21 protein-coding genes are annotated in these 24646 nt (G+C 71.4%); 11 read left to right on the top strand and 10 right to left on the bottom strand.

The genetic code is table 11. The features are described 5' to 3' along the window. Positions 1–65: 65 nt before the first annotated feature. The 8 genes from VC184_RS02640 to VC184_RS02605 form a co-directional block, all read right to left on the bottom strand. Positions 66–1346: an ABC transporter substrate-binding protein gene (locus VC184_RS02640; protein ID WP_274178340.1), complete on the bottom strand. Its 1281-nt coding sequence runs from the start codon at positions 1344–1346 to the stop codon at positions 66–68. A 40-nt stretch (positions 1347–1386) separates the two neighbouring features. Continuing rightward, positions 1387–2055, bottom strand: a complete 669-nt coding sequence (locus tag VC184_RS02635; protein WP_274178339.1) for a hypothetical protein — start codon at positions 2053–2055, stop codon at positions 1387–1389. 2 nt (positions 2056–2057) lie between these two features. Next, positions 2058–2984, bottom strand: coding sequence for a carbohydrate ABC transporter permease (locus VC184_RS02630; protein ID WP_120263486.1), 927 nt, complete (start codon positions 2982–2984; stop codon positions 2058–2060). Beyond that, entirely contained in the window at positions 2981–3973 is a 993-nt protein-coding gene (locus VC184_RS02625) for a carbohydrate ABC transporter permease (protein WP_112616385.1), read from the bottom strand. The genes VC184_RS02630 and VC184_RS02625 overlap by 4 nt, the downstream gene beginning before the upstream one ends. Before the next feature lie 46 nt (positions 3974–4019). Further along, a complete protein-coding gene (locus VC184_RS02620; protein ID WP_274178338.1) occupies positions 4020–5318 on the bottom strand; it encodes an ABC transporter substrate-binding protein in 1299 nt (432 codons plus the stop codon). A 183-nt stretch (positions 5319–5501) separates the two neighbouring features. After that, positions 5502–6455 (bottom strand): glycoside hydrolase family protein, encoded by a 954-nt coding sequence (locus tag VC184_RS02615; RefSeq protein ID WP_282502034.1) that lies wholly within the window; start codon positions 6453–6455, stop codon positions 5502–5504. A 103-nt stretch (positions 6456–6558) separates the two neighbouring features. After that, the gene (locus VC184_RS02610; protein WP_282502033.1) at positions 6559–8325 is read right to left on the bottom strand and encodes an ABC transporter ATP-binding protein; all 1767 of its coding nucleotides are present in this window, start codon (positions 8323–8325) and stop codon (positions 6559–6561) included. Positions 8326–8375: 50 nt separating this feature from the next. Then, entirely contained in the window at positions 8376–9113 is a 738-nt protein-coding gene (locus tag VC184_RS02605; RefSeq protein ID WP_323987208.1) for a hypothetical protein, read from the bottom strand. Positions 9114–9313: 200 nt separating this feature from the next. Here VC184_RS02605 and VC184_RS02600 point away from each other — a divergent pair, with 200 nt between their 5' ends. Continuing rightward, complete coding sequence (locus tag VC184_RS02600; protein WP_282502032.1) at positions 9314–11272, top strand: DUF6807 family protein; 1959 nt, start codon at positions 9314–9316, stop codon at positions 11270–11272. 10 nt (positions 11273–11282) lie between these two features. On the opposite strand, the gene VC184_RS02595 is transcribed toward VC184_RS02600, so the two are convergent. Then, entirely contained in the window at positions 11283–11552 is a 270-nt protein-coding gene (locus VC184_RS02595; RefSeq protein ID WP_282502031.1) for a hypothetical protein, read from the bottom strand. Positions 11553–11655: 103 nt separating this feature from the next. Here VC184_RS02595 and VC184_RS02590 point away from each other — a divergent pair, with 103 nt between their 5' ends. Then, positions 11656–12528, top strand: coding sequence for a DUF222 domain-containing protein (locus VC184_RS02590; protein ID WP_323987206.1), 873 nt, complete (start codon positions 11656–11658; stop codon positions 12526–12528). Further along, a complete protein-coding gene (locus VC184_RS02585; RefSeq protein ID WP_323987205.1) occupies positions 12440–13153 on the top strand; it encodes an HNH endonuclease signature motif containing protein in 714 nt (237 codons plus the stop codon). Before VC184_RS02590 ends, VC184_RS02585 begins: the two co-directional genes overlap by 89 nt. 127 nt (positions 13154–13280) lie before the next feature. On the opposite strand, the gene VC184_RS02580 is transcribed toward VC184_RS02585, so the two are convergent. After that, a complete protein-coding gene (locus tag VC184_RS02580; RefSeq protein ID WP_323987203.1) occupies positions 13281–14366 on the bottom strand; it encodes a M24 family metallopeptidase in 1086 nt (361 codons plus the stop codon). A 62-nt stretch (positions 14367–14428) separates the two neighbouring features. On the opposite strand from VC184_RS02580, the gene VC184_RS02575 reads away from it, so the two are divergent. The 8 genes from VC184_RS02575 (at position 14429) to VC184_RS02540 (ending at position 24537) form a co-directional block, all read left to right on the top strand. Beyond that, positions 14429–15421 carry a LacI family DNA-binding transcriptional regulator gene (locus tag VC184_RS02575; protein WP_114589134.1) on the top strand — a complete coding sequence of 331 codons (993 nt, stop codon included), beginning with the start codon at positions 14429–14431 and terminating at the stop codon, positions 15419–15421. 121 nt (positions 15422–15542) lie between these two features. Then, complete coding sequence (locus tag VC184_RS02570; RefSeq protein WP_274178332.1) at positions 15543–16877, top strand: Gfo/Idh/MocA family protein; 1335 nt, start codon at positions 15543–15545, stop codon at positions 16875–16877. Continuing rightward, positions 16874–17809, top strand: a complete 936-nt coding sequence (locus tag VC184_RS02565) for an NAD-dependent epimerase/dehydratase family protein (RefSeq protein WP_323987202.1) — start codon at positions 16874–16876, stop codon at positions 17807–17809. The genes VC184_RS02570 and VC184_RS02565 overlap by 4 nt, the downstream gene beginning before the upstream one ends. Further along, positions 17806–18705, top strand: a complete 900-nt coding sequence (locus VC184_RS02560; protein WP_323987201.1) for a 5-dehydro-4-deoxyglucarate dehydratase — start codon at positions 17806–17808, stop codon at positions 18703–18705. Before VC184_RS02565 ends, VC184_RS02560 begins: the two co-directional genes overlap by 4 nt. After that, positions 18702–19823 carry a mandelate racemase/muconate lactonizing enzyme family protein gene (locus VC184_RS02555; protein ID WP_323987200.1) on the top strand — a complete coding sequence of 374 codons (1122 nt, stop codon included), beginning with the start codon at positions 18702–18704 and terminating at the stop codon, positions 19821–19823. The genes VC184_RS02560 and VC184_RS02555 overlap by 4 nt, the downstream gene beginning before the upstream one ends. Beyond that, on the top strand, positions 19820–21259 hold the full coding sequence (locus VC184_RS02550) for an aldehyde dehydrogenase (NADP(+)) (protein WP_323987199.1): 1440 nt from the start codon (positions 19820–19822) through the stop codon (positions 21257–21259). The genes VC184_RS02555 and VC184_RS02550 overlap by 4 nt, the downstream gene beginning before the upstream one ends. A gap of 48 nt (positions 21260–21307) precedes the next feature. Next, positions 21308–22279 (top strand): serine hydrolase domain-containing protein, encoded by a 972-nt coding sequence (locus VC184_RS02545; RefSeq protein WP_323987197.1) that lies wholly within the window; start codon positions 21308–21310, stop codon positions 22277–22279. Next, complete coding sequence (locus VC184_RS02540; protein ID WP_323987196.1) at positions 22276–24537, top strand: beta-galactosidase; 2262 nt, start codon at positions 22276–22278, stop codon at positions 24535–24537. Before VC184_RS02545 ends, VC184_RS02540 begins: the two co-directional genes overlap by 4 nt. Positions 24538–24646 lie beyond the last annotated feature (109 nt).

Genomic DNA, 24646 nt, shown 5'->3' with positions numbered 1-24646 from the left:
TCATTCCTTGGGTCAGCGGGGATGCCGCGCTTCCGCGCGCGGCATCCCCGACGTGGCGGTCTTCCTCAGCCGAGCACGACCTCGGCTTCGGAGAAGAACTGGTCGACAGCCTGGTCCACCGACGTGGTTCCGAGCCCGAGCGACTTGCCGAGCTCCCAGAACGTCTGCTCGAGCGATCCGTATCCGGCCACCGGCACCGGCGGCGCATCGCCGATGCGGTCCGCGGCCGACTCGATGTAGTCGGCGACCTGCTTGTCGGCGCCCTCGAGGGTCGCGCCGGCGAGTTTCGAGGTCGACGCGGGGAAGCCGAGCGTCGTCCCGAAGACCTGACCGGCGGCCTCGGAGTTCACGACGAAGTCGAGGAACAGGGCGGCCGCCTGCGGGTGCTCGGTCTTGGCCGAGATCGCGACCTGCAGGCCGGCCTGGCGGTAGAGGTCCTTCGAGCCCTCCTTCGCCGTCGGCGGTGCGACGATCGAGATCGACGAGGCGCCCGAGTCGGCGAGGTAGCCGCCGAGGAAGTTGCTCCAGCTCATCTCGCTGGCGGTCAGCGCGGCCCCGAAGCCCGACTTGGGCGACAGCTCTTCGAGCCGCTGCTGCGGCACGGCCGCACCGTCGCGCAGGCCGGCGCCGCTCTCCCAGAACTCGCGCAGCTGGTCCTTGGTGAACCCGAGCTCGCCGTCGTCGGTGTAGAGGTTGCCGCCGTCTGCGCGGAGCACCAGCTCGAAGGCCTGGATGCGCTGGGTGTAGTCCGTGCCTCCGTAGACGGCGCCTCCTGTCTTCTCGGTGACCTCGGCCATCCATTCGTCGAACTCGGCGAAGTCGGTGCCCCCTTCGGGCGCCGCGACCCCGGCCTGCGCGACGAGGTCGTCGTTGACGAAGTTCGCCCACAGGCTGTACCCGGTCGGCAGCGAGTACTGCGTGCCGCCCAGCGCGCCGGTGCCCAGGAGCCCGTCGTCGAAGGTGGTCATGTCGATCTGGTCGGCGACCTCCGCGAGATCGAGCAGATTGCCCGACTCGCCGTACTGACGCAGGTAGCTGTCGGAGAACTGGAAGACATCCGGCAGTCCCCCGCCCGCCGCCTCCGTCTGCCGCTTCTCCCAGTAGCTCGGGAAGTCGGTGAAGCTGACGTTGACGGTGATGTTCGGGTATTCCTCGTTGAATGCCGCGATCAGCTCGTCATAGCGCTTCGCCCGGTCGTCGTTGCCCCAGAACGCGTAGGTCAGCGTGACCTTCTCGTCGGGGTCGAATGCGGCTGCGGGAGGCGTCTGCGCGCCGCCGCATCCGGTCAGTGCCAGCGCACCGGCGGCGACGATGCCGACGGTGGCGAGCAGGCGGTGTGCCTTCATGGGAGTCCTTTCATCGGGAGCGGGCCCGGGGGGACGGGTCTCAGGTGCGGCGGGGCCGGGCGGGGATCGCCACGACCGCGAGCGCGGCGCAGCCGATGCCGGCGACGAAGAGGGGCGGCAGCGCCCACGTCACGATCACGACGAAGGCCGCCGTGGCGAGGAGGTAGAGGCTTCCGACGACGTCGCCGCGCGCGGCATCCGGGATCGCTCGGACCGCTCCGCGCCACCCGAGCTCGGGGCTCCAGGAGCCGGCCGCGGTGAGGAGGGCGACGGCGAGCGCGGCGAGGCCCGCCCAGCCGACCGCTTCGATCACGACGCCGCCCGGGAGGAATCCCGATCGGGCCAGGTCGATGTCGAGCAGCAGGATGAGCGCCACGACCAGGGCCGCGAGACCGACGACCGCCCCCGGCAGCAGCCCTGCGCGGACATCCGCCCAGAACAGCGACAGCCGCGAGTCGTCGGCGGCGACGTAGCGGCGCAGATGCCGCACCCCCGCCGCGAGCGCGACCGGAAGAGTGACGACGGCGAGCGAGACGGCGCCGATGAGGAGTCCGATCAGCAGCACTTCGCCGAGCAGCGCGAACGCCCCCGCCGCACCGGGATGCCGCAGCTGCGGACGGCCCTCGAGTGTCGGTCCGCTGCCGGAGCGGTCGGCCCGCACCGCGGCGCGCTCCTCGCGCCGCGTGCGGGGACGCTCGTCGGTCGGCATCGCTAGCCCTTCAGACCCTGGGTGGCGACGCCGTCGACCAGGAACTTCTGGAAGACGATGAAGAACAGCAGGATCGGGACCAGGGCGATGAAGGATGCCGTCACCGTCGCGCCGTAGTCACTCGACGAGGTCTGGTCGTTGTAGAGGCGCAGCGCGATCGGCAGCGGGTAGTTCTCGGGGCTCGTCAGGTAGAGGAGTGGGCCGAGGAAGTCGTTCCACGCCCAGATGAAGCTGAAGATGGCGCACGTGATGAGCGCCGGCTTGATCAGGGGCAGGATGATCGACCAGAAGATGCGGAGGTGTCCCGCGCCGTCGATCTTCGCGGCCTCGTCCATGTCGCGGGGCATCTGCCGGATGAACTGCACGAGGAGGAAGACGAAGAACGCCTCGGTCGCGAGGAACTTCGGCAGCAGCAGCGGCCAGTACGTGTCCACCATCCCGAGATTGTTGAAGATGATGTACTGCGGGATGATCACGACGTGGAACGGCAGCAGCAGCGTGCCGATCATCGCGGCGAACAGGATGCCGAGCCCTTTGAACTGCAGGCGGGCGAAGGCATAGGCCGCGAGAGCCGACGACAACACGGTTCCGATCACCGAGACGCCGGCGATGAGCAGCGAGTTGGCGAAGAACCGCCACATCGGGACGCCCGCGATGCCCTCGGCGACCTTGATGTAGTTCTCGATCGTCGGCGCGTTCGGCAGCAGGCCCATGTTCTGGCCGAACTCGCTGTTGGGCTTGAACGTCGACAGCAGCAGCCAGACCAGCGGGTAGAGCACGACCGCGGTGATGACGATCAGCACGGCGAACCAGATGATCGTCTGCCAGGTCTTGCGCTTTACGCGGCGCCGGGCAGGCGGCATCGGCGTGGTCTGCTGCTCGGCGAAGATGGCCTCGCTCGTCAGCGGTGAGGTGGGTGACGTGGTCATCGGTTGTCTCCCGAGTAGTGCACCCACGACTTCTGGGTGCGGAAGAGGATGAGGGCGATGATGGCGACGACGACGAGGAGGACCCAGGCGATCGCGGCGGCGTAACCCATGCGTCCGTCGGCGAATCCGGTCTTGTAGAGGTACACCGTGATGAAGTTCGTCATGCCGGCGGGGCCGCCGGTGCCGTTGGAGATGATGTAGGCCGATCCGAAGACCTGGAACGCCCCGATGAGCCCGAGCAACAGGTTGAAGAAGATCACGGGCGAGAGCATCGGCACCGTGACCGCGCGGAAGCGGCGGAGGGCGTTGGCTCCGTCCATCTCGGCCGCCTCGTACAGCTCCTTCGGGATCTGCTTGAGGCCGGCGAGGAAGATGACCATCGTGGCACCGAACTGCCAGACCGCGAGCAGGATCATCATCGGCAGGATGAGGCCGGGGTTGCCGATCCAGCCGCCGAGCTCGATGCCGAACACGTTCAGGCCGTTGTCGACGGGACCGTCCGTGGCGAACATCGCGCGCCACACGATCGCGACCGAGACCGACGCCCCGATGAGCGACGGGGCGTAGAACGCCGACCGGAAGAAGGCCGCGCCCTTGTCGCGGTAGTTCAGCAGCAGCGCGATCAGAAGTGCGGCGATGAGCGAGATCGGGGTGCCCACGAGCACGTAGATCAGGGTGATCTGCGCCGACTGCATGAAGCTCGGGTCGTTGGTGAAGAGTCGGATGTAGTTGTCGATGCCGACCCACTTGGGCGGCGAGAAGATGTTGTAGCTCGTGAACGACAGGTACAGCGAATACGCCATCGGCACGAGCGTGAGTCCGAAGAATCCGACGAGCCACGGCAGGAGGAAGCCGTAGCCCGCGATGTTCTCGCGGACGGCGCGCTTGCGAGCGCCGGGGCGATCGAGATGTTCGGGCCGCTGCTTCCGGACCAGGCCGCGACGCGACGAGTCCTTGGTGACGATCACCCGTGTGGCGGTAGTGGTCACGATGCTCCTGAGGATGCGGGGAGGATGCGGGGCCCGCGGGATCGGGTCATCCGTTGAGGGTGATGTCCATCTGCGAGAAGAAGCGTTCGACGGCCTCATCCACGGTGATGGTGCCGAAGGCGAGCTCGGTGCCGAGCTTGCGGAACTCCTCCTCGATCGTGCCGTAGCCGACGATCGGGACCGGCGGGGCGTCGCCGAGGCGGTCGGCGATCGACTCCTCGTACTCCTTCACCTGCTGGCTCAGCGGGTCGAGGTCGGCCGCGTCGAGGGCGGTCTGCGAGGCGGGAAGGCCACGGTTGGTGCCGAAGATCTCACCCGACTGCGGCGAGTTCACGAGGAAGTTGACGAGCGTCGCCGCGGCCGCGGGGTGCTCGGTCTTCGCCGAGATCGTGTGGAGCATCGAGGGCTTGAGGTAGAGGTCCTTCGCGCCCTCCTTCGTCACGGGCGGCGCGACGAGACCGAGCTCGGTGTAGCCCTCGCCCAGGTTGCCCAGGTAGCCGCCGCCGAAGTTGTCCCACGTGAGCTCGCTCGCCGTCAGCGCGGCGTCGAAGCCCGAGAGCGGCAGGGCCTCTTCGAGGCGCTGCTGGCCGATCACGGCTCCGCTCTCGCGGAGCTCGGCGCCGTCCTCCCAGAACTGCGTCAGCCGCTCCTCGTCGAACCCGGGCTCGCCGTCCTCGTCGAACAGCTGCGACCCCTCGGCTCGCAGCTGCAGCTCGAAGTTCTGGATGCGTCCGGTGTAGTCGGTGCCACCCCAGTAGGCGCCGCCCGACGCGTCCGTGACGCTCGCCATCCACTCGGAGTAGTCGTCCCACGAGCCGCCGGCGAAGTCCTCCACGCCCGCCTGCTCGAGCAGCTTCGGGTTGGTGAACATGCCCCACGCGTTCGTCGAGGTCGCGATGCCGTAAGTCGTGTCGCCGACGACACCGATGTCGAGGATGTTCTGCGGCAGGGCATCGGTCTCGATGATCTCGCCGAGGTAGGGGTCGAGGTCGAGCAGGAGGTTGTTCTCGGAGTACTGGCGCAGGTACGAGTAGTCGAACTGCATGACATCCGGCAGCCCGCCGCCCGCGGCCTCCGTCTGACGCTTCTCCCAGAACTCCGGGAAAGTCAGGAACGTCGCGTTGACCGTGATGTTCGGGTACTCCTCGTTGAACGCGGCGATCGCCTCGTTGTAGAGCTGTGCGCGAACGTCGTTGCCCCAGAACGCCAGGTTCAGGGTGACCTTCTCATCCGGGTCGAATGTGGCATCCGCGGCCGGGGTCTCTCCGCCGGCGCAGCCCGCCAGGGTGAGCGCGGCGCCTGTCGCGATGGCGACCGTGGCCAGTGCCCGCTTTCTGTTGAACATCGTTGTCCTCTCTGCCGAACGTCGTCGTCTCGGTGCGCGCGAACGTCCATTGTCCGTGTGTGCAGGTGCGCGCCTCCGATGGTTGGGAAAGCGCTTGCCGGCAACGGTACTACGCGATGAAACGTTTCGCAAGGAAGTCGGGTCAACCGATTCCGACCCGTGATCTCGCGACTGTTACCGGTCTCAGTGCGTCGACTCAGCCTCGCACACCAACCGACCCGCGTCGACACGCAGCCGCACTCGGTAGACGGCGCACCGGCGGGCCTCGACGTCGTACGCACCGGCCCCGTCGCCACCGGCATCCGGGGTCGTGGCCGGCTGTGCGAAGAAGTAGTACCAGAGGGAGTCGTCGTCGCGAACGGGGGCGCCGTGGTGCCCGAACCCTCGGCCGGGCACGGCCCCCGCGCCGAGGACGATGTCGTCGGGACCGCCTTGGCGCACCCAGTGGACGGTGTCGTCCGAGACGAAGACACCCATCCCCCGCCACTCGTCGACGATCATCCACCAGCGGCCGCCGAGCTCGAAGACGCTCGGCCCCTCGTGCGGGCGTCCGCCGATCGCGACCCCGCCGTCACTCCACGACTCGAGGTCCTCCGACACCGCTACGCGGGTGACGGAATCGGCGGCTTCATCCTTGTACCAAAGCCGCCACTTCTCGTCGGGACCGCGGGCCACACCGGCGTCGATGACGCGGTCGCTCGCGAGATCGAGCGGTCCGAGCCGGTGCCACGACACGAGGTCGGTCGAGCGGTAGGCGACGATCGTGCGGGCATGACCCGGCCAGCGATCGGGCACACCGTCGATCTCGGTCAGATACATCCGCCATCCGGTGCCGTCGAAGACGACCTCGGGGGCCCAGTGGGTGCGGTCGACGTCGGCCGGAGGCTGCCCGGCGGTCAGTTCGAGCCCGCCGGCATCCGGTTCGAGGGTGCCCGCGTACTGCCAATCGACGCCGTCTCGCGAGCGCGCCACCCCGATGCGCGAGCCGTGCACCCAGGAGACGCCCGGCCCCGGGTCGGGATGCGTCGCCCGCCGCTGCGTGTAGAACATCCACCATCCGCCGTCGCCCGGCTCGATGACGACCACCGGATCGGTCGCCCCGTCGTACACCGGGTCGCGATAGATCTCCCTGAGCATGAGTTCTCCTGTCTTATACCCGTCGACTCGCCATGAAATGCAGATCCGGGGGCACCGGCATCCGCACCTTCTGGCGAGTCGACGGAGGGGTGAGGGGGGAGGGTCAGGACTGGGTGGCGTGGAGGTGGGCGTAGCGGCCGGCGGCGGCCAGCAGGTCGTCGTGCGAGCCCTGCTCGACGATCCGCCCGCGCTCGAGCACGATGATGCGGTCGGCACGCCGAATCGTCGACAGCCGGTGAGCGACCACGAGGGTCGTGCGGCCGGCCATGAGCCGCGCGAGCGCGTCCTTCACGAGCTCCTCCGACTCGGGATCGAGCGCCGAGGTCGCCTCATCCAGCAGCAGGATGCGGGGATTGCGCACCAGCGCCCGCGCGATCGCGAGCCGCTGCCGCTGCCCTCCCGACAGGCGCGCGCCCCGCTCGCCGACCACGGTGTCCCACCCGGCCGGCTGGTCGCTGACGAACTCCCACGCGTTGGCGTCGCGCAGCGCCCGCTCGATGCGCTCGTCGGAGACGTCGGGCAGCCCGTAGGCGACGTTCTCGCGGATCGTGCCCTCGAAAAGCACCGACTCCTGCGGCACGACCGACACCGCGCGGCGCACGGTCCGCAGGTCGAGCTCCTGCACGTCGGCCCCGTCGATCGTCAGCCGCCCGCTCGTCGCGCGAACGAACCCGAGGACGAGGTTCAGCAGCGTGGACTTTCCCGATCCGGACGAGCCGACGAACGCGTAGGTACGACCCGCGGGGATGTGCAGATCGATCTCGTGCAGCGCGTCGTCGCTCGCCCCCGCGTACCGATGGCTGGCACCCTCGAGCCGGATGTCGCCGACGACGCGATCCACGCGGCGCTTGCCCTCGTTCTGCTCGAGGTCGGGTTCCTGCAGCACCTCGGCGATGGAGCGCACCGACTCGAGCCCGCGCGCTCCGACCGGGATCAGCATGAGGAGCTGGGTGAGCCCCTGCGTGAGCAGCGTGAAGTAGGTCGAGAGCAGCACGACCTCGCCGGGCGATATCGGCAGGATGCCGGTGAGCGAGAAGATCGCGGCGAGCACGAGGCATCCGACGCCGAGCAGCTGCATCGCCACCCACGAGATCGAGGCGACGTGACCGTTGAGCATGTCGAGGTGAAGACCCGCGCGTCGCACTCCCTCGGCGCCGCGCGAGACGCGCGTGACGGCCGTCTCCTCGAGGCCGTGGGCGCGGGTGACCGGGATGAGCGAGGCCATCTCACCCACGCGTGCCGAGAACACCTCGACCTCGCGGCGGAAGACCGCGTTGCGCTCGCGCGAGCGGTTGCGCATGCCGTACCGGATGCCGATCGCGATCGGTACGGCGAGCGCGTAGACCGGCAGGAACTGGGGCACCGCGATCGCGGTCATGGTGAGGGCGCCGATCATCACCATCGTCGCCGACAGCAGCGGATGCGTGACCTGCTGCAGCATGAGCTCGACGTTCTCGACATCGCGCACCACCTTGGTCTGCACGATCGAGGAGCTCACCCGCGAGTGGTATCCGATCGACAGGCTCTGCAGCCGCGCGGCGAGCGCGTTGCGCAGGTCGGCCCCGGTGTCGCGCACGACGGTCATGAAGCTGCGCGTGTAGAGGATGTGGTTCGGGTAGTTCTGCAGCAGCAGGGCCGCGGCCAGCAGGAACCAGCCGATGACCGCCGAGACCTCACCCCCGCCCGCGACGATGTCGATGATCGCCGCGGTGATCACCGGGAGGAACCACATCGGGATCTCCTTCAGCGCGAAAGCGCCGACGGCGACGCTCATGCGCCCCGGGCGACGGGCGAGCAGCCGCAGGACGGATCGCGCCGGATGAGCGCCGTCGATCAGGTCCGCGGGATGGGAAAGCGGTTTCCGTGCCACGCGACCATGCTAGGCGCCCGTCGCGACCGTGCACACCCCCTCGGCGCGAATCAGCCGGCCGCCTGCCCGATGCGGTCGACGAAGAGCTGCGTCGCCTGCGGCACATAGTCCGCGCTCGTCTCGGGATCCCAGCCCACGAGCGCGAGGACGTTCTGACCCGTGCGGACCGTCGCGCCGACGAGCGCGAACGGAGAGCCGCCCACGTCGCCGGTCACCCGCCACCCCCGGACATCGTCCGCGCCGCTGACGGCGAGATCGAACGGCTCGACCGAGGTCGTGACCGGCACCCCCTGCATGGCGAACAGCTCCTGCCCGTCCGCGCAGCCTGCGATGGCATCCTCAGCCTGAGCCACCAGCGCCTCGGCGGCTGCGTCGTCGACCGCGGAGGCCACGACCGCCGTCATCGATCGGTCGTTGCTCGTGCCCCATTCGACAGCATCGCCGGCCGATTCCCACCCGGCGCCGAAGGGAGCGAGGCACCCGGCGTCCGAGACCGTCAACCCGGGATAGATCGACTCGAGCATCGCGGCGATCGTGTCGTACTGGGCGGGGCGGAACTGGATGCCGCTGAACAGGTCGGCGAGCTCGGTGCGGTCGAGCGCACCGGATGCCGCAGCGGGCGCCGACGCCGAGGGCGACGCCGCGGTGGTCTCGGGCGCAGCGCTCGAGGCCGCTCCGCTCGGTCCACCCGCCGGCGTGCAGCCCGTCAGCGCCGCCAGGCCGAGGGCCGCGACGACGAGCCCGGCGTTCAGTCGCGTGCGCGGGGTGCGGGATGCGGGTGATGCCATGGCGGTTCTCCTCGGATCGATGTGCCTCGACGCTAATGCCTGGCACCCGGGCCCGTCGCGGGCAGCGCTCCCCATCGACGGCCGGTGGCGCCTGCCGTAGGGTGTCGCTTCACCGCTCCCACCCGAAGACGTCAGCGCGCGTCGCGAGACCCATGGGAAAGCGCTTGCTGGCATGATGGGAGCGACGTCAGGAGAATCGGATGCCACGCACCACCACCATCGCCCTCGTCGGCGTCCACGGCTACGGAACCGTGCACCTCGACAATCTCCGCCGTCTGGGCGATCGCGTGCGGCTCGTCGCGGCGGCCGACCCCCGCCCGCCGGCACCGGGCACCCTGCCGGAACACACCCGCGTCTTCCCCGACCTGCCGACCCTGCTCGCCGCGACCGACGACGTCGATGTCGTCATCGTCGCCACGCCGCTGCATACCCACCTCGAGCTCGCGCGCACCGTCGTGGACCGCGGTATCGACCTGTACCTCGAGAAGCCGCCGGTGCTGACCCTCGCCGACCTGCGCGTGCTCGAGGACGCCGCCGCGCGGTCGGGCGCGCGGGTGCAGGTGGGCTTCCAGAGCCTCGGGTCGCGGGCGCTTCGAGCCTTCGCCGACGACCAGTTCGACCTGGGCCCGGTCCGCGCGATCGGAGCCGTGGGACTCTGGGCGCGCGACCGCGCGTACTGGGAGCGCAGCCGCTGGGCCGGGCGCCGCGAACTCGACGGTGTCGCCGTCGTCGACGGGGTCACGACCAACCCGCTCGCCCACGCGACCGCCACCGCTCTCGCGATCGCCGGCACGACAGCCGTCGCCGACATCACGCAGGTCACCGCCGATCTCTACCGCGCCAACGCCATCGAGGGCGACGACACGAGCCTGCTGCGCGTGTCGACGACGCGCGGCATCCGCGTCACCGCGGGGCTGACGCTGTGCGCCGACGAGCAGGTCGACCCGTACGTCGAGGTGCATGGCCGCCGCCGCTCGGCACGCTTCTTCTACACGGAGGACATCGTCGAGGTCGACGGGCGCAGCGAACGCTTCGAGCGTGACGACCTGCTCGAGAACCTCCTCGATCATCGCGACGAGGGTGTCGCGCTGCTGTCGCCCCTGTCAGCCTCGGGCGCGTTCGTCGCGGTCATCGATGCCGTGGGACGCACCGCGCCGCACGAGATCGACCCCGCGTTCGTCACTGCGCGCGGCGAGGGCCCCGCCCGGCGGCTCATCGTGGACGGCATCGAAGACGCCGTGGTCCGCGCCGTCGACGCCGAGGCGACCTTCGCCGAGCTGCACCTTCCCTGGGCTCGGCGCACGGCTCGCGACATCGTGCTGACCCTGCCGGGCGACGGCTCGCCCCTGGCGGAGCTCGTCGACGGCGCTGGCACCGCGCGGTCGTCGAGCCCGCGCCCGTACCTGCATCCGCTCCGCACCCCCGGCGGCGTGACCGTGACCGACCACCATCCCGCCGACCACGACTGGCACCTCGGTGTCAGCGTCGCCCTGCAGGATGTCGACGGCACGAACTTCTGGGGTGGTCGCACCTACACCCCGGGCGAGGACTACATCTGGCGCGACGATCACGGGCGCATCGAGATCGCCGGCGTCGAGCGGATCGCCGACGGCGCGGTTCTCGATCTGCGCTGGATCGGCCCCGACGGCAGCGTCGTCATGCGCGAGCGCCGCGAGGTGCGGCTGATCCATCGCGACGAGCGCGCCGCTGTCATCGAGCTGTCGTTCGAGCTGTCGCCGGCGACCGACCGCACCGTGATGCTCGGGGGGCCTGGCAGCAACGGGCGCAGTGGAGGCGGCTACGGCGGACTGAGCTGGCGCTTGCCCGCCTGCAGCGACGTCGACGTGCGCACGCCCTCGACCCGTGGCGAGGAGGCGGTGCACGGAACGGTCGCGCCGTGGGTCGCATGGTCGGCGTCCTTCGCCGGGCCGACCGGCGGCGCTGCTGCGGAGGCGACCGTCGCACTCGCTGCGGCAGACGAGTCGTCTGCCGGCGATCCGTGGTTCGTCCGGGTCGCGGACTATCCCGGCATCGGAGCCGCGCTGGCCTGGGACCGCGCGGTCGCGGCATCCCCGGGCGCTCCAGTACGGCGCGCCTATCGGCTCCTCGTCGCCGACGGCCGGCTGACCGACGCGGAGGTCGCGGCGCTCCTCGCCTGACCCGAAGGCGTCAGCACGCGTCGTTCCAGCGGCGCTCGAACTCGTCGGCGGTGATGGGCGTCGTGAGCTCATCGTCGTCGAGTTCCGACGCGGTCGAGGGCTGATCGGAGAGCATCCCCCAATCGTCGACGACGACCGCACCGGCGCCGTATCGCCGGGCACCCGCGGGGTGCTCATCGATCTGCCGCACGACCCACCAGAGCCCATCGGCATCCGCCTCAAGCTGCTGATATTGCGCGAAACCCGCCAGGTCCGCGTCGACGACAAGGTATCGAGGCATGGCTCCATCATCCCGAGTCGCGATGGCGATGCGGCGCGGGGCGTGGGATCGGGGCTGTGGAGAGCCGCGGGGTGATGTCGGAGGTTCGTGACAGTATTCGAACATGCATTCGAATGGCGGGCTCGGTAGCCGGGCGGGCGGTGGGATGGGCAGCGACGGCGACGTCGACGCGCTCGCCGTTCTCGTTGCGGATGCTGAGCGGGTTTCGGATGCCGCACGGGCCGTGCAGGTTCGGGAGGTTCGGGTGCTCGCCGCGGCTGGGGTCCTGGCCGAGAGGCAGGCGGCTGGCGCGTCCGAGCGCGTGAAGGCCCGGGAGATGGCGTTACGTGGCATCGCCGCCGAGCTGGCCGGGGTGTTCATGGCGACCGACCGGACGTTGCAACGCCGGATCGACGAGGCCCGAGACCTGGTCGAGAACTATCGGGTGACGATGGCCGCCTGGGAGGACGGACGCATCGTCCGGGGGCACGTGCGGGTGATCCAGGAGATCGGATGCCTCGTCCCCGCGGCCGAACGGGCTGAGTTCGAGCGGGTCGCGATCGAGCGGTGCGAGGGCGAGACCCCGAACCGCGTGCGGGACGCGCTGCGGATGCTGGCCGAGCGGACGCACTCGCGCTCGTTCACCGAACGACACGCGGAGGCCGCGGCGGGGCGGTGCGTGCGGGTGCAGGCCGGGCCGGACGGGATGTCCGACCTGATCGCGACGCTCCCGACCGTCATCGCCGACGGAATCGTCGACCGGCTCACCCGACAGGCGCGCGAGATCATCAACGCGCGCGCACGCCGATGCCGCCGGTGCCATGCCGGACGGTGCTCGAACCGACGCGAACGGCGGCATAACCGACGCCGATACGACCCTTTGCGACGGGTCGACGTTCAACGACGATGTGCGAACCATCGACCAGGTCCGCGCCGACGTGTTCAGCGACCTCCTCCTCGCCGGTGCGCCCGCCCTCGACCCCACCGCGACCGGTGACGGCGACGGAACCCTCGGCAAGATCCGGGCGCTCGTGCAGGTCGCCGTGTCCGCCCTCACCCTCATCGGGCAAGACGACGGGCCTGCCGGTCTGGCGGGGCGCTCGCCCATCGACGCGGCCACCGCGCGAGAGCTCGCGGGCAACGCGACCTCCTGGGACCGGCTGCTGACCCACCCGGTCACCGGCACCGTCCTCGAATGCGACAGCTACCGGCCCACCGCCGCCATGATCCGGCTGCTGCGCGCGCGGGACCGGCACTGCCGATTCCCCGGATGCCGGCAACCCGCCATCCGCTGCGAACTCGACCACACCATCGCCGCATCCGACGACGGGCAGACGCACGTGCGTAACCTCGCCCACCTCTGCAAGAGACACCACGACGTCAAACACCACACCCGATGGCACGTCCGACAACTCCCCGGCGGGAAGCTGGTGTGGAGCTCACCGACCGGACGGATCTACCGCGAAGACGCACCACCACCATTCGTCGCGTTCACGGTCGCCGTCACGACCGATCGGCCACCGGGTAGGCGGGACGATGGACGATCGCCCGGCGCTTTGTCCCCGGCACAGCGGCGAGAGCGGCGATTCCATACCTTCCTCGGGTCAGAGCCGCCGTTCTGACGTGTTCATCCCCTTGCCGCACCCCGTGCGGAGGCCCCTCCGCGCCTGCGCGAACGACACACGCGCACATGCGCACGCGCGAACCCACGCTCAGGTTCGAGCGGAGCACAGGTCGGCACGGCGCGCTTCAGAAGAACGGGCGCGCGACGGGCCGGGCGATTCCGCCGACCGTGGTCGTAGGCCACCTCGGGTCGACCGTGAGCACCTCGACGCCGACGTCCGTGACGATGACGGTGTCTTCGACCTTCGCGCCGGGCGCGCTCGGATTCCAGGCGAACGCGTGCGGCGACCGCACGAGGTCGCGCGTCTCGGCGGTCGCCCGCGGGTCGCGCCCCGCGTATCCGGTCGGGCCTCCCTGATGGTGGCGTTCCCACTCGTCCGGATCGAACCCCGCATCGGCGTAGCCTCGACACCCCGCAGCGAACACTTCGTCCAGGTGGGCGCCGGGCCGAGTCGCCGCGAAGAACGCCGCCTCCACCGCGAGGATCCGTCCATCGTCGCCACCGGCCGCACCCACCCACCGGGTCGCGTTGGCGATGAGCCCGCGGCGACGTCCGCAGACGACGAGCATCGCACGTGCGCCGAGCGGCGACTCCGTCGGAAGGGGATGCCGGTGGGGCAACCGCCTCTCTCCCGCCACCAGCACCACCAGAGGATCGATACCGCGCGCCACGAGTCCGGCAGCCAGCCGGGCAGCTGCGGCACGCTCGGATGTGAGCGGAGACAGTTCCGCGGCGACATCCGTCAACACCTCGGCCACGGCACGGCCGAGAGCCCGATAACGACCGACTTCCTCCGGCACCAGCTCGGCGCGCACCGCCCGCAGCTGGGGGCCGACCTCCGACTCGCCGACGGCGAGATCACCCCGCCCCTCGGAGGGCCCGCCGGAACCACCGGACAGGGCGTGCGCGACGACCGATTCGTACCACGGGACCCGGGCGACGCGTGCGGCGTCGTCCGGCGCGAGCTCCTCCGCGATCAGCCGGTCGGCCTCGTTCGCCGAGACGAAGAGCGTGTCGCCGCCCTCAGCGACGCGGATGGCCAGCACGGGCGGACCCGCGAGCGAGACGTGCGTCCGAACGCCGCCGAGGTACCACGAGAGCGCCTCATGCGACGAGAGCACGAGCGCATCGGCGCCGGCATCCTCACGAACGGATGCCAGGCGACGGCGCTTGACGTCGCGCTCCGTCGTCGCGGTCGTGATCGCAGACATCGTCGTCTCCTGTCATAAAACGTTTCCTCGCATAGTATGGCCGGACGAAGGGCGGGGGAACGATGGCCGGAGCGAAGCAGACCACGATCACCGACGTCGCCGCGCACGCCGGCGTCTCACTCGCCACCGTCTCGCGCGTCATGAACGGCAACGCCACCGTCGATCCGGCTCTCGCCGAGCGGGTGCGCGCTTCGGCCGCGCAGCTCGGTTACTCGGCGAATCCGCTCGCGCGCAGCCTCGTGCTCGGCCGCACTCAGACCATCTCGGTCGTCGTGCCCGACCTGGCGAACCCCACCTTCCAGGGGATGCTGCGCGGCCTCAGCCGGGCCGCGGTCGCCGACGGCTACCACGTGCTCATCGCCGACTCCGACGAGAACGTCGACGAGGAGCGCCTGCTCGCGCTGGAGTCGCGGCGGCGCTCGGACGGACTGATCCTGTGCGCGCCACGCATGAGCGACGACCAGCTCGCCGACGTCGTCGCCGACGTCGCCCCCGTGGTCCTGGTCAACCGCACGGGCGACGCTCCGAGCGTGGCGGCCGACTATCGCACGCCTCTGCGCGCCATCATCGACCACCTCTACGCGCAGGGACACCGCCGATTCGCGTACCTCGCCGGCGCGGCGCGCAGCGCCTCGAGCGGGCAGCGACTGTCTGCACTCGAAGACGCGCGACGCGAGCTGGCGGACTGCGAGATCGCCGAGATCCCCGCCGGGGTCGACTTCGCCAGCGGCGCCGGCGCTCTCGACGATGTTCTCGCGTCAGGGGCGACGGGGGTGCTGGCATTCAACGATCTGTCGGCGATGGGGCTGCTGAGCGCGGCGACCGAACGCGGCATTCCGGTGCCCGGCCGACTCTCGATCGCGGGGTTCGACGACATCCCCTTCGCGCGGTACACCTCCCCCGCACTCACGACCGCCGCCGTGCCGATGGGCGAGCTCGGCGCGCGAGCGTGGTCGGCGCTGCACGACCTGCTGACGGGCCGCACGCCCGAGCCCGCCGTGACGGTCTCGCCCGACGTCATCGTCCGCGGCAGCACCGGCGCTCCCGCGGCCTGAGCCGCTCACCTTCGGCCTGAGCCTCGCGTCCGGAGGAGGGCTCGTGCTAGGCTGAGAAAACGTTTCCTGAGAGCGCTTTCCCACATAGACGGCCTCTCAGCTCTTGGCACGAAGGAGAGCCATGACCCGCACGCGGTACGCCCTGGTGGGCGCGGGACACCGCGCCCAGATGTACGTCGACGCCATCACCGGGACCCACGCCGATCGGGCGGAGCTCGTCGCGATCTGCGAGCCGAACCCGGTACGCGCCGAGCACTACCGCGATCAGCTGGTCGAGCGCGGCGTGCCCGCCCCGACGCTGTGGTCGCCGGACGACCTCGAGCAGATGATCCGCGATTCTCGCGCCGAACGCGTCATCATCACCGCGCGTGACGACCTGCACGCATCCCTCATCGTGCGCTCGCTCGATGCCGGCGCGGACGTGGTGGTCGAGAAGCCCCTGACGATCGACGCGCCGAGCGCGGCGGCGATCGAGGACGCCGTCGAGCGCACCGGTCGATCGGTCGTGCTGACCTTCAACTACCGCTACTCGCCGCGCAACAGCGCCCTCCGCCAGGTGATCCAGGACGGCCGCATCGGGCGGGTGACCTCGATCGACTTCTCGTGGATGCTCGACACGAAGCACGGCGCCGACTACTTCCGCCGCTGGCACCGCGAGAAGGAGCACTCGGGCGGCCTCCTCGTCCACAAGGCGAGTCATCACTTCGACCTCGTCAACTGGTGGATCCGCGACGAGCCGCGCCGCGTGTTCGCCTCGGGCGGCCTGCGGTTCTACGGGGCGGAGAACGCCCGGGCCCGCGATCTCGGCGAGCGGCCGCAGCGCGGCACGCACGACGGCCGCCACGACCCGTTCGAGCTCGACCTCCGCGACGACGAACGCCTGCGCGCGCTCTACCTCGAAGCGGAGAGCCACGACGGCTACCTTCGCGATCGCGACGTGTTCGGCGAGGGCATCACCATCGAGGACAACCTCGCGCTCGTCGTCGACTACGCCGGCGGGGCGACGATGTCGTATTCGCTGAACGCCCACGCCCCGTGGGAGGGCTACCGCGTCGCCGTCAACGGCACCGAGGGCCGCGCCGAGCTCGAGGTGGTCGAGCGCGGCGCCGTCCTCGAGGACGAGGGTCTGCACCCGGTGCTCGACCCCTCGGCCGTCGACTCCGCCGGCCCCGCCTCCCTCCGCCCGCAGGGCGAACGACTGATCGTCCAGCGCCACTGGGAGGACGCCGTCGAGATCCCGATCGAGGCGGGCGAGGGCGGCCACGGCGGCGGAGACGACCTGCTGCTCGCCGACGTCTTCGTCGGCCCCGGCGATGACCCGCTGGCTCGACCCGCCGGCTGGGCCGACGGCGTCCGCTCGATCGCGGTGGGCATCGCGGGCAACCTGTCGCTGGCGTCGGGTCTTCCCGTGCACACCTCCGAGCTCCGCATCCGACTGCTCGACGGCCGGCGATGAGCCGGGTCGTCGTCACCGGCGGCTCCGGCCGCCTCGGTCGCAGCCTCGTCGGCGGCCTCGTCGCCGCGGGGCATCGGGTGGTCTCCTTCGACCGGACGGTCTCGGACGCCCCCGAGCTGCAGGGCGCCGACCAACTCGCCATCGACCTGCTCGACGCCGAGGCCACCGCCGCGGCGCTCCGCGCGCAGCGGGCGACCGCCGTCATCCACCTGGCCGCGATCGCCGTCCCCTTCAGCGCCCCCGAAGACGTCATCATGCGCACGAATGCGGCCCTGGCCGTCTCGGTGCTCGGCGGTGCCGTGACCGCAGGGATCCCGCGGATCGTCGCCGCCTCCAGCCCCACCGTGCTGGGTTACGGGGCGCCGCGCGGCTGGGTGCCCGACCGCTTCCCGCTCGATGAGGACACGCCGCCACGGCCGTGGAACAGCTACGCCCTGTCGAAGCTCGTGATCGAGCAGACGATGCGGATGCTGCACCGACAGACCGGCGACGCCGTACGCTTCGCCGCCTTCCGCCCGTGCTACGTGATCGCACCCGAGGAGTGGCGCGGAGCCCCCACGCAGCAGGGCCACACCGTTCGCGAGCGCCTCGACGATCCGAGCCTCGCCGCTCCCGCGCTGTTCAACTACGTCGACGCGCGCGACGTCGCCTCCTTCGCCGACGCTCTCCTGTCCGCTCTGCCCACGATCCCGAACGCCGAGACCTTCTTCGTCGGAGCCGACGACGCCCTCGCCCGCCGCCCGCTCGCCGAGCTCATCCCCCGCTTCCACCCCGGCACGGAGAAGGCTTCCGCCGTCCTCACCGGCACGGCGCCCGCGTTCTCGAACGCGAAGGCGCGTCGCCTGCTGGACTGGGCGCCCCGCTACTCGTGGCGCGACGCCCTGACCGAAGAACCCTCCCGCACCGACACCCGAAAGGACGTGCCGGTATGAACTTCGACGGCATCCTCTTCTTCCCCGTCACCCCGTTCGACGCCTCCGGCGCCGTCGACCACGAACTGCTCGCATCGCACGTGAGCCGCGGTGTCGAGGAAGGAGCCGGCGGTGTCTTCCCCGCGTGCGGCACGGGCGAGTTCCACGCGCTCTCGACCGCCGAAGCGGCCGCGGTCGTCCGCACCGCCGTCTCGAGCGTCGCGGGCGCCGTGCCCGTCGTCGCCGGGACCGGGGGTCCGCTCGGCCACGCCCTCGAGACCGCCCGCGCTGCCGCGGATGCCGGGGCCGACGCCCTGCTCGCCCTGCCGCCCCACCTCGTCGGCGGGCCGCAGGAGGGACTCGTCGCCTACGTCGAGGCGATCGCCGCGGCATCCGATCTGCCCGTGATCGTCTACCACCGCGCCAACGCGCAGTTCACGCCCGAGTCGATGCGCCGTCTCGCCGAGAACCCGCGGATCGTCGGGTTCAAGGACGGCACCGGCGACATCGGCACAACGCAGCTCATCGTCCGCGCGATCGCCGACGCCGGTCGCGACGACTTCGCGTTCTTCAACGGGCTCCTCACCGCCGAGCTCACGCAGGCCGCATATCGCGGCATCGGCGTGCCGCTGTATTCGTCCGCAGCCTTCGCCATGGCGCCCGAGGTCGCGAACGCGTACTACCGGGCCTACGTCGAGCACGACGAGGAGCGTCGCCTGGCACTGCTCGACGCGTTCTACACACCTCTTGTCGCGCTCCGCGACGAGACGCCCGGGTTCGGCGTCTCGCTCATCAAGGCGGGCCTGCGCCTGAGCGGGCAGGCCGTCGGCGGGGTTCGCGCCCCGCTCGTCGACCCCACCGCCGACCAGGAACGCCGCCTCGCGGCGATCCTCGATGCCGGGCGCGCCCTGCTGTGACGACGATCGCCGCGCTCGCAGCGCGCCTGATCCGGGTCCCGCTCACCCGCCCGTGGGCCGCCGACGTCACCTCGGTCGGCGTCATCGCGACGCACGTGCAGCGCAGTGACGGCGCCGAGGGGTGGGGCTTCTCGTGGACCCCGCAGATCGGGGCGAACGCTGTGCTCGCCCTGCTGCGACACGACGTCGCACCGGCCGCCGTGGGACGTTCCGCCGAGCCGGGCGGCGCATGGCAGGGCCTCTGGGAGCACCTGCACGAGGCGGGCGGTGGTGGCGTGACGACGATCGCCCTCGCGGGCCTCGACCTGGCGCTCTGGGATGCCGCGGCTCGCGCGGCCGGCTCGTCGGTCTCGACGCTGATCGGACGGCGCCGCGAGAGCGCCCGCGTGTACGGCAGCGGCGTGAACCTCCACTACTCACTCGATGAGCTCGTCGCTCAGGTCGAGCGGTGGGTCACGCGCGGGTTCACCGCCGTCAAGGTCAAGGTCGGCAAGCCCGACGTCGCGGAGGACCTCGACCGCCTTCGCGCCGTCCGCTCGGTGCTGGGCCCGGACCGGGGCCTGATGATCGACGCGAACCAGCGCTGGGACCTGGCCCGCGCGACGCGGTCGCTCGAGGTCCTCGCCGAGGTCCGACCCGACTGGATCGAGGAGCCCCTGCGCGCCGACGACCTCGACGGACACGCCGAGCTCGCACGGCGCCTCGGCGGCGGACCGCGCATTCCGATCGCCGTGGGCGAGAACCTGCACACCGCGTACCGCTTCGCCGAGGTGCTGCGACGCGGCGCCGCGCAGATCGTCCAGCCCAACATCGTGCGCGTCGGGGGGATCACGCCGCTGCAACGCATCGCCGCGATCGCCGAGGACGCCGGCGCCGAGCTGCACCCGCATCTGCTGCCCGAGCTGTCGGGCCAGCTCGCACTGACCCTCCCCGGCGGCGCGGCCGAACCCTGGGTCGAGGACGTGGAGGATGCCGGCTTCGCCGAGCTGGGCGCCCTCCGCGGCCCCTCCCCCGTCGTGATCCGCGACGGACGGCTCCGCGAGACCGACCACCTCGGCCTGGGCCTGCGCTTCACCGACGGACACTTCACCACTGACGACCGCGAGGAACACCGATGACCACCACCCCTGATCGCATCGACGAGCTGGCCGCCGCGGCGTCCGCCGCAGCCCCGATCTGGCGCGATTCGGATGCCGCGACGCGCGCCACCTGGCTGCGCGCTCTCGCCGACGCCCTCGACGGCGCTGCTGACGAGCTCGTCGCGATCGCCGATCGCGAGACGCGACTCGGCGAGGCGCGCCTGCGCGGCGAAGTCGCCCGCACCACGGGACAGCTGGGACTCTTCGCCGACGTCGTGACGGAGGGCTCGTTCCGAGAGATCACGATCGACGAGGCCGATGCCGCGGCGACGCCGCCCCAGCCCGAGCTGCGTCGCCTGCTGGTGGGCGTCGGACCCGTCGCGGTGTTCTCCGCCTCGAACTTCCCCTTCGCGTTCTCGGTGTGCGGCGGCGACACGGCGTCCGCTCTCGCCGCCGGCAACCCGGTGATCGTCAAGGCGCATTCCGGGCACCCGGAGCTCTCTCGCCGCACGGCCGAGATCGCCGTCGCCGCGCTCGACGGCGCCGGAGCGCCGGAAGGCTCCTTCGCACTCGTCGAAGGTCGCGAGGCGGGCAACGCCCTCGTGCAGCATCCCCTCGTTCGGGCGGCGGGCTTCACCGGCTCGGTGTCGGGCGGCCGCGCCCTGTTCGACCTCGCTTCCGGGCGACCGGACCCGATCCCCTTCTACGGCGAGCTGGGCAGCGTGAATCCCGTGGTCGTGACGCCCGCGGCGGCCGAGGCCCGCGGCGACGAGCTCGCCCGCGGACTCGTGACATCGTTCACCCTGGGGGCGGGTCAGTTCTGCACCAAGCCCGGCGTCGTCTTCGTTCCCCGGGGCAGCGGATTCGTCGAGTCCGTCGCCGCCGCCGCCCACGGCGCGACCGGCGGCCCGCTGCTGACCGACCGCATCACCGAGGCCTTCCCGGCAGGGATCGCCGCGCTCGAGGCCGACGCGTCGGTGCGGGTGGCGGCAGAAGGCGTCCCGGGCGACGGCGCGCGACCCGTCGTCCTCGTGTCGGACGCGTCCGCGGTCGCCGCCCGTCCGGAGGTCCTGCTCGAGGAGTGCTTCGGCCCCGTCACCCTCCTCGTCGAGTACGCCGACGAGAGCGACGTGCACGCGGCCCTCGCCGCCGTGCCCGGCAGCCTCACCGCCACCCTGCACTCCGAGCCGGGCGACGACGTCGCCGCGACCCTCGCGCTCCTGCAGGAGCGCGCCGGACGCGTGCTGTTCGCGGGCTGGCCGACCGGCGTCGCGGTGACCTGGTCGCAGCACCACGGCGGGCCCTGGCCTGCGACGACCTCGCTGCACACCTCCGTCGGGGCCACCGCCATCCGCCGATTTCTCCGGCCGCTCGTCTTCCAGGACGCGCCGGCCGCGCTGCTGCCGCGCGAACTGCGTGACGAGTCGCTGGAGAGAACTCCGCACCGACGCAACGGCGTGCTCGTGCTGCCGTAACGGCCGGATGCCGGCGCGAACGGAAAACGCTTCCCGTAGGCTGGGGCGATGACATCGAGCTTCACCGCTGCGTTCGACTGGGCCCGCCGGCATGTGACGGACGGCCGCCTGCCGTCCGCGGTCGTCGGGGTCGCCGATGCGAACGGCGTCCTCGCCCTCGACGCCGTCGCGGCGGACATCGACGATCGGTACGCGCTCTTCTCGATCACGAAGCCGCTGCTGGGCATCTCCGCTGCCCGCGCCATCCAGCGCGGCGAGCTCACGCTGCAGACTCCGCTGACCCGTGCCCTGCCCGAGTTCGGCCGCGACCGGGACGACATCGTGCGGCTCTCGCACCTCGTGAGCCACACGAGCGGCATCAGCGAGCCGCCGCTCGACACCCGACTCCCGCTCCGTACCGAGCTGCTCACCCGCGGCCGTGACTTCGTCGCCGGCACGGCCTCGCGGTACTCCACGCTCGCCTTCGAGGGCGTCGCCGCACTCGTCGAGAGCGTGAGCGGCCGCACCTGGCACGACGACATCGCCGACTGGGCATCGGGCATCGGCGCCGGCGGCCTGTCGGTCGACCTCGACGGCACGGCGCCGATCGCGGATGCCGCCGCCGCGGGCGCCGACATGGCGGCCTTCGCCGCGCAGCGCAACCCCGGGGCCGGCCTCGCCGGGAAGGCGCACGACCTGCTCGCGCTCGGGACCGAACTGCTGCGGATCCACGCCGGCGCCCGCGACGGCATCCTCGCCCCGGCGACGCTCGCGATGATGCGGCGACCCCTGACCGGCGACATCCCCCGATTGGAGCCGTACCCTGCCGAGCGCGGGCAGGACTGGGGTCTCACCTGGAACCTCCGCACCCGAGCGCCGGGCCTGATCGACCGCGACGTCTACGGCCACGGCGGCTGGGCGGGAACGGAGTTCTGGGTGCACCCGACCGCGGGCATCGCGTGGGTGCTGCTGACCAACCGGGCGTTGCGCTCCGGCGTCGACATCGACGAACTCGACAACGCGATCGTCGGCGCGCTGTGAGCGAGCTGCTCCGCGTCGAGCATTCCGCGTGGCCGCAGCCCGAACGGCCCGCACCGCTGCCCGCTCCCCACGAGCGCGCCCGCGGCATCTCGGTCACCGACCGCGCCCTGTACCGGCACGGTGAAGGCTGGGTGCCGGTGTCGGGCGAGGTGCACTACAGCCGACTGCCGCGCGATCGCTGGTCCGAGCGGATGCGGCAGCTGCGCGCCGCCGGCGTCACGGTCGCATCGACCTACGCCTTCTGGAACCACCACGTCGCCGAGCGCGAGCACCCGCGCTTCGACGGGAACCTCGACATCGGGGCCTTCGTCGACGAGGCGGCTGCGGCGGGACTCGATGTCGTGCTGCGCATCGGCCCGTGGGCGCATGGCGAGTCCCGCAACGGCGGCTTCCCCGATTGGGTTCAGGCTCTGCCGGTCATCCTCCGCAGCGATGACCCCGGCTACCTCGACCTCGTCCGGGAGTGGTTCGGCCAGCTCGCCGCGTCCCTGGGCGGCCGCGCGCGACCAGGCGGGCCGGTCATCGGCATCCAGCTCGAGAACGAGTTGTACGACCGTCCGGAGCACCTGGTCACGCTCAAGCGCCTCGCCCGCGAAGCGGGCATGGCGGCACCCCTGTGGACGGCGACGGCCTGGGGCGGGGCGCAGCTGCCCGACGGTGAGGTCATGCCGCTCTTCGGCGGGTATGCGGACGGATTCTGGGTCGACCCGGGCGCACCCTGGGACCCGACGTTCCGCGCGCATTACTTCCCCTCACACGACTGGGACGACCCGGGGGTCGGGGCGGACGTGCGCGCGAGCCAGGGCTTCGCGGCGGCGAGCGCGACGGCCGACCTGCACGGCTTCCCCCCGGCGACCTGCGAGCTGGGCGGGGGGATGGCCACCGCGTACCACCGTCGCCCGGTACTCGGAGGACGCGATGTCGCCGCGCTCGCCCACATCAAGATCGGCAACGGGTCGGCCTGGCAGGGCTATTACATGTTCGTCGGCGGCCGGAACCCCGGACCCGATCTGCAGGAGACGATCGACACCGGGTATCCCAACGACCTCCCCGAGTTCGGCTACGACTTCCACGCCCCGATCGGGCAGTCGGGCGACCTCGCCGACTCCGCTCCGCTGCTGCGCGCGCAGCACGCCTTCCTCACCGCGTTCGGCGACCGCCTGTCCGGCATGTCGTCTGCTCTTCCCGACGTCCGCGCCGCGTCGCTCGACGACCGGACCACCCTCCGGTGGGCGCTGCGTTCCGACGGAGCGGAGGGCGTCGTCGTGATCTCGCACCACCAGCCGTACGAACAGGTGGAGGACGTCGCCGACGTCCAGCTGCGCGTCGTCGTCGGCGACACCGAGACCGTGCTCCCGTCACGTCCGGTCACGGTCCCCGCGGGGACGCTCGCTCGATGGCCCGTCGGGCTCACCGTGGGTCGGGCACGGGTCGCCTGGGCGACGGCCACCTTGATCACGGTCCTCTCGGGCGGCCCGCGTCCGACGCTGGTGCTGCTCGAAGATCGCGGCATCCCAGCCGAGATCGCGATCGGCCAGGCCGGATCGCAGGTCGCCCGGCCGGGACGCGCTCCGCTCCGCTTCGACGACCTCGATGTCGTGGTGTTGCCGGCCGCCGACGCCGACCGGCTCTGGGTGCGCCCCGGGTCGCGCCCGGAGCTGTGGCTGACCGATGGCGAGCTGGCGTGGGATGCCGACATCGCGATGCTCCGTGGCGCTCGGGAGGCTCACCGCTACGACCCGCACACCGGCGAGTGGTCGATCGTCACGGGCGCGCCCGGCGCGCCCGGCGGGCCCGGCCGCGTTACCGCGATGGGCAGCGCGCCGGTGGGAGTCGAGCTCGTCCGCCCGCCGGCCGCTCCGGCGACGGACTACGGCTTCGGCGGCCCGCGTCACCGCGCGCCGTCGGACGAGACGTTCGCCGAGCGGGCCGCCCGGTACCGGGTGCAGCTCCCCGCGACCTCGCTGGACCCCGAGGCGGACGCGGTGCTCGACCTCGACTGGGCGGGCGACGTGGGACGGTTCCTGGTCGACGGCCGCATCGTCGACGACCGCTTCTGGGACGGCACGCGCTGGTCGCTGTCGCTTCGGGACGCCGGTGCGACACCGACGAGCGAGATCACCGTCGAGGTGCTGGCGTTGTCTCCGGCCTCGACGATCGCGCTCGCGGCGGATGCGGAGTCGCGGCGAGCCGATGCCGCGGCGACATCCCTGCGCGCGTCGCTCCGGCTGCGTGGTCCCTGGCAGCACCTCGCGTGATGCGGCGCGCGGCGCGCGGCGCCAGCGAACTCGGAGAATGACGCGTAAATCGGATGCCGCGAGAGCTGAAGCTCCGAGAAGCGCGGGATTCTCCGGAGACGGCGAGGCC

It is taken from the genome of Microbacterium plantarum (assembly GCF_035231185.1).
Classification (GTDB): domain Bacteria; phylum Actinomycetota; class Actinomycetes; order Actinomycetales; family Microbacteriaceae; genus Microbacterium; species Microbacterium plantarum.
Note: the sequence above shows the minus strand (reverse complement) of the source record. Positions and strands in the feature narration are given on the sequence as shown.

Excerpts from the sequence above, each read along its gene's own strand:
- VC184_RS02640 (WP_274178340.1), bottom strand. The coding sequence starts at position 1,346 with ATGAAGGCACACCGCCTGCTCGCCACCGTCGGCATCGTCGCCGCCGGT.
- VC184_RS02635 (WP_274178339.1), bottom strand. The coding sequence starts at position 2,055 with ATGCCGACCGACGAGCGTCCCCGCACGCGGCGCGAGGAGCGCGCCGCG.
- VC184_RS02630 (WP_120263486.1), bottom strand. The coding sequence starts at position 2,984 with ATGACCACGTCACCCACCTCACCGCTGACGAGCGAGGCCATCTTCGCC.
- VC184_RS02620 (WP_274178338.1), bottom strand. The coding sequence starts at position 5,318 with ATGTTCAACAGAAAGCGGGCACTGGCCACGGTCGCCATCGCGACAGGC.
- VC184_RS02615 (WP_282502034.1), bottom strand. The coding sequence starts at position 6,455 with ATGCTCAGGGAGATCTATCGCGACCCGGTGTACGACGGGGCGACCGAT.
- VC184_RS02605 (WP_323987208.1), bottom strand. The coding sequence starts at position 9,113 with ATGGCATCACCCGCATCCCGCACCCCGCGCACGCGACTGAACGCCGGG.
- VC184_RS02600 (WP_282502032.1), top strand. The coding sequence starts at position 9,314 with ATGCCACGCACCACCACCATCGCCCTCGTCGGCGTCCACGGCTACGGA.
- VC184_RS02595 (WP_282502031.1), bottom strand. The coding sequence starts at position 11,552 with ATGCCTCGATACCTTGTCGTCGACGCGGACCTGGCGGGTTTCGCGCAA.
- VC184_RS02590 (WP_323987206.1), top strand. The coding sequence starts at position 11,656 with ATGCATTCGAATGGCGGGCTCGGTAGCCGGGCGGGCGGTGGGATGGGC.
- VC184_RS02580 (WP_323987203.1), bottom strand. The coding sequence starts at position 14,366 with ATGTCTGCGATCACGACCGCGACGACGGAGCGCGACGTCAAGCGCCGT.
- VC184_RS02575 (WP_114589134.1), top strand. The coding sequence starts at position 14,429 with ATGGCCGGAGCGAAGCAGACCACGATCACCGACGTCGCCGCGCACGCC.
- VC184_RS02570 (WP_274178332.1), top strand. The coding sequence starts at position 15,543 with ATGACCCGCACGCGGTACGCCCTGGTGGGCGCGGGACACCGCGCCCAG.
- VC184_RS02565 (WP_323987202.1), top strand. The coding sequence starts at position 16,874 with ATGAGCCGGGTCGTCGTCACCGGCGGCTCCGGCCGCCTCGGTCGCAGC.
- VC184_RS02560 (WP_323987201.1), top strand. The coding sequence starts at position 17,806 with ATGAACTTCGACGGCATCCTCTTCTTCCCCGTCACCCCGTTCGACGCC.
- VC184_RS02550 (WP_323987199.1), top strand. The coding sequence starts at position 19,820 with ATGACCACCACCCCTGATCGCATCGACGAGCTGGCCGCCGCGGCGTCC.
- VC184_RS02545 (WP_323987197.1), top strand. The coding sequence starts at position 21,308 with ATGACATCGAGCTTCACCGCTGCGTTCGACTGGGCCCGCCGGCATGTG.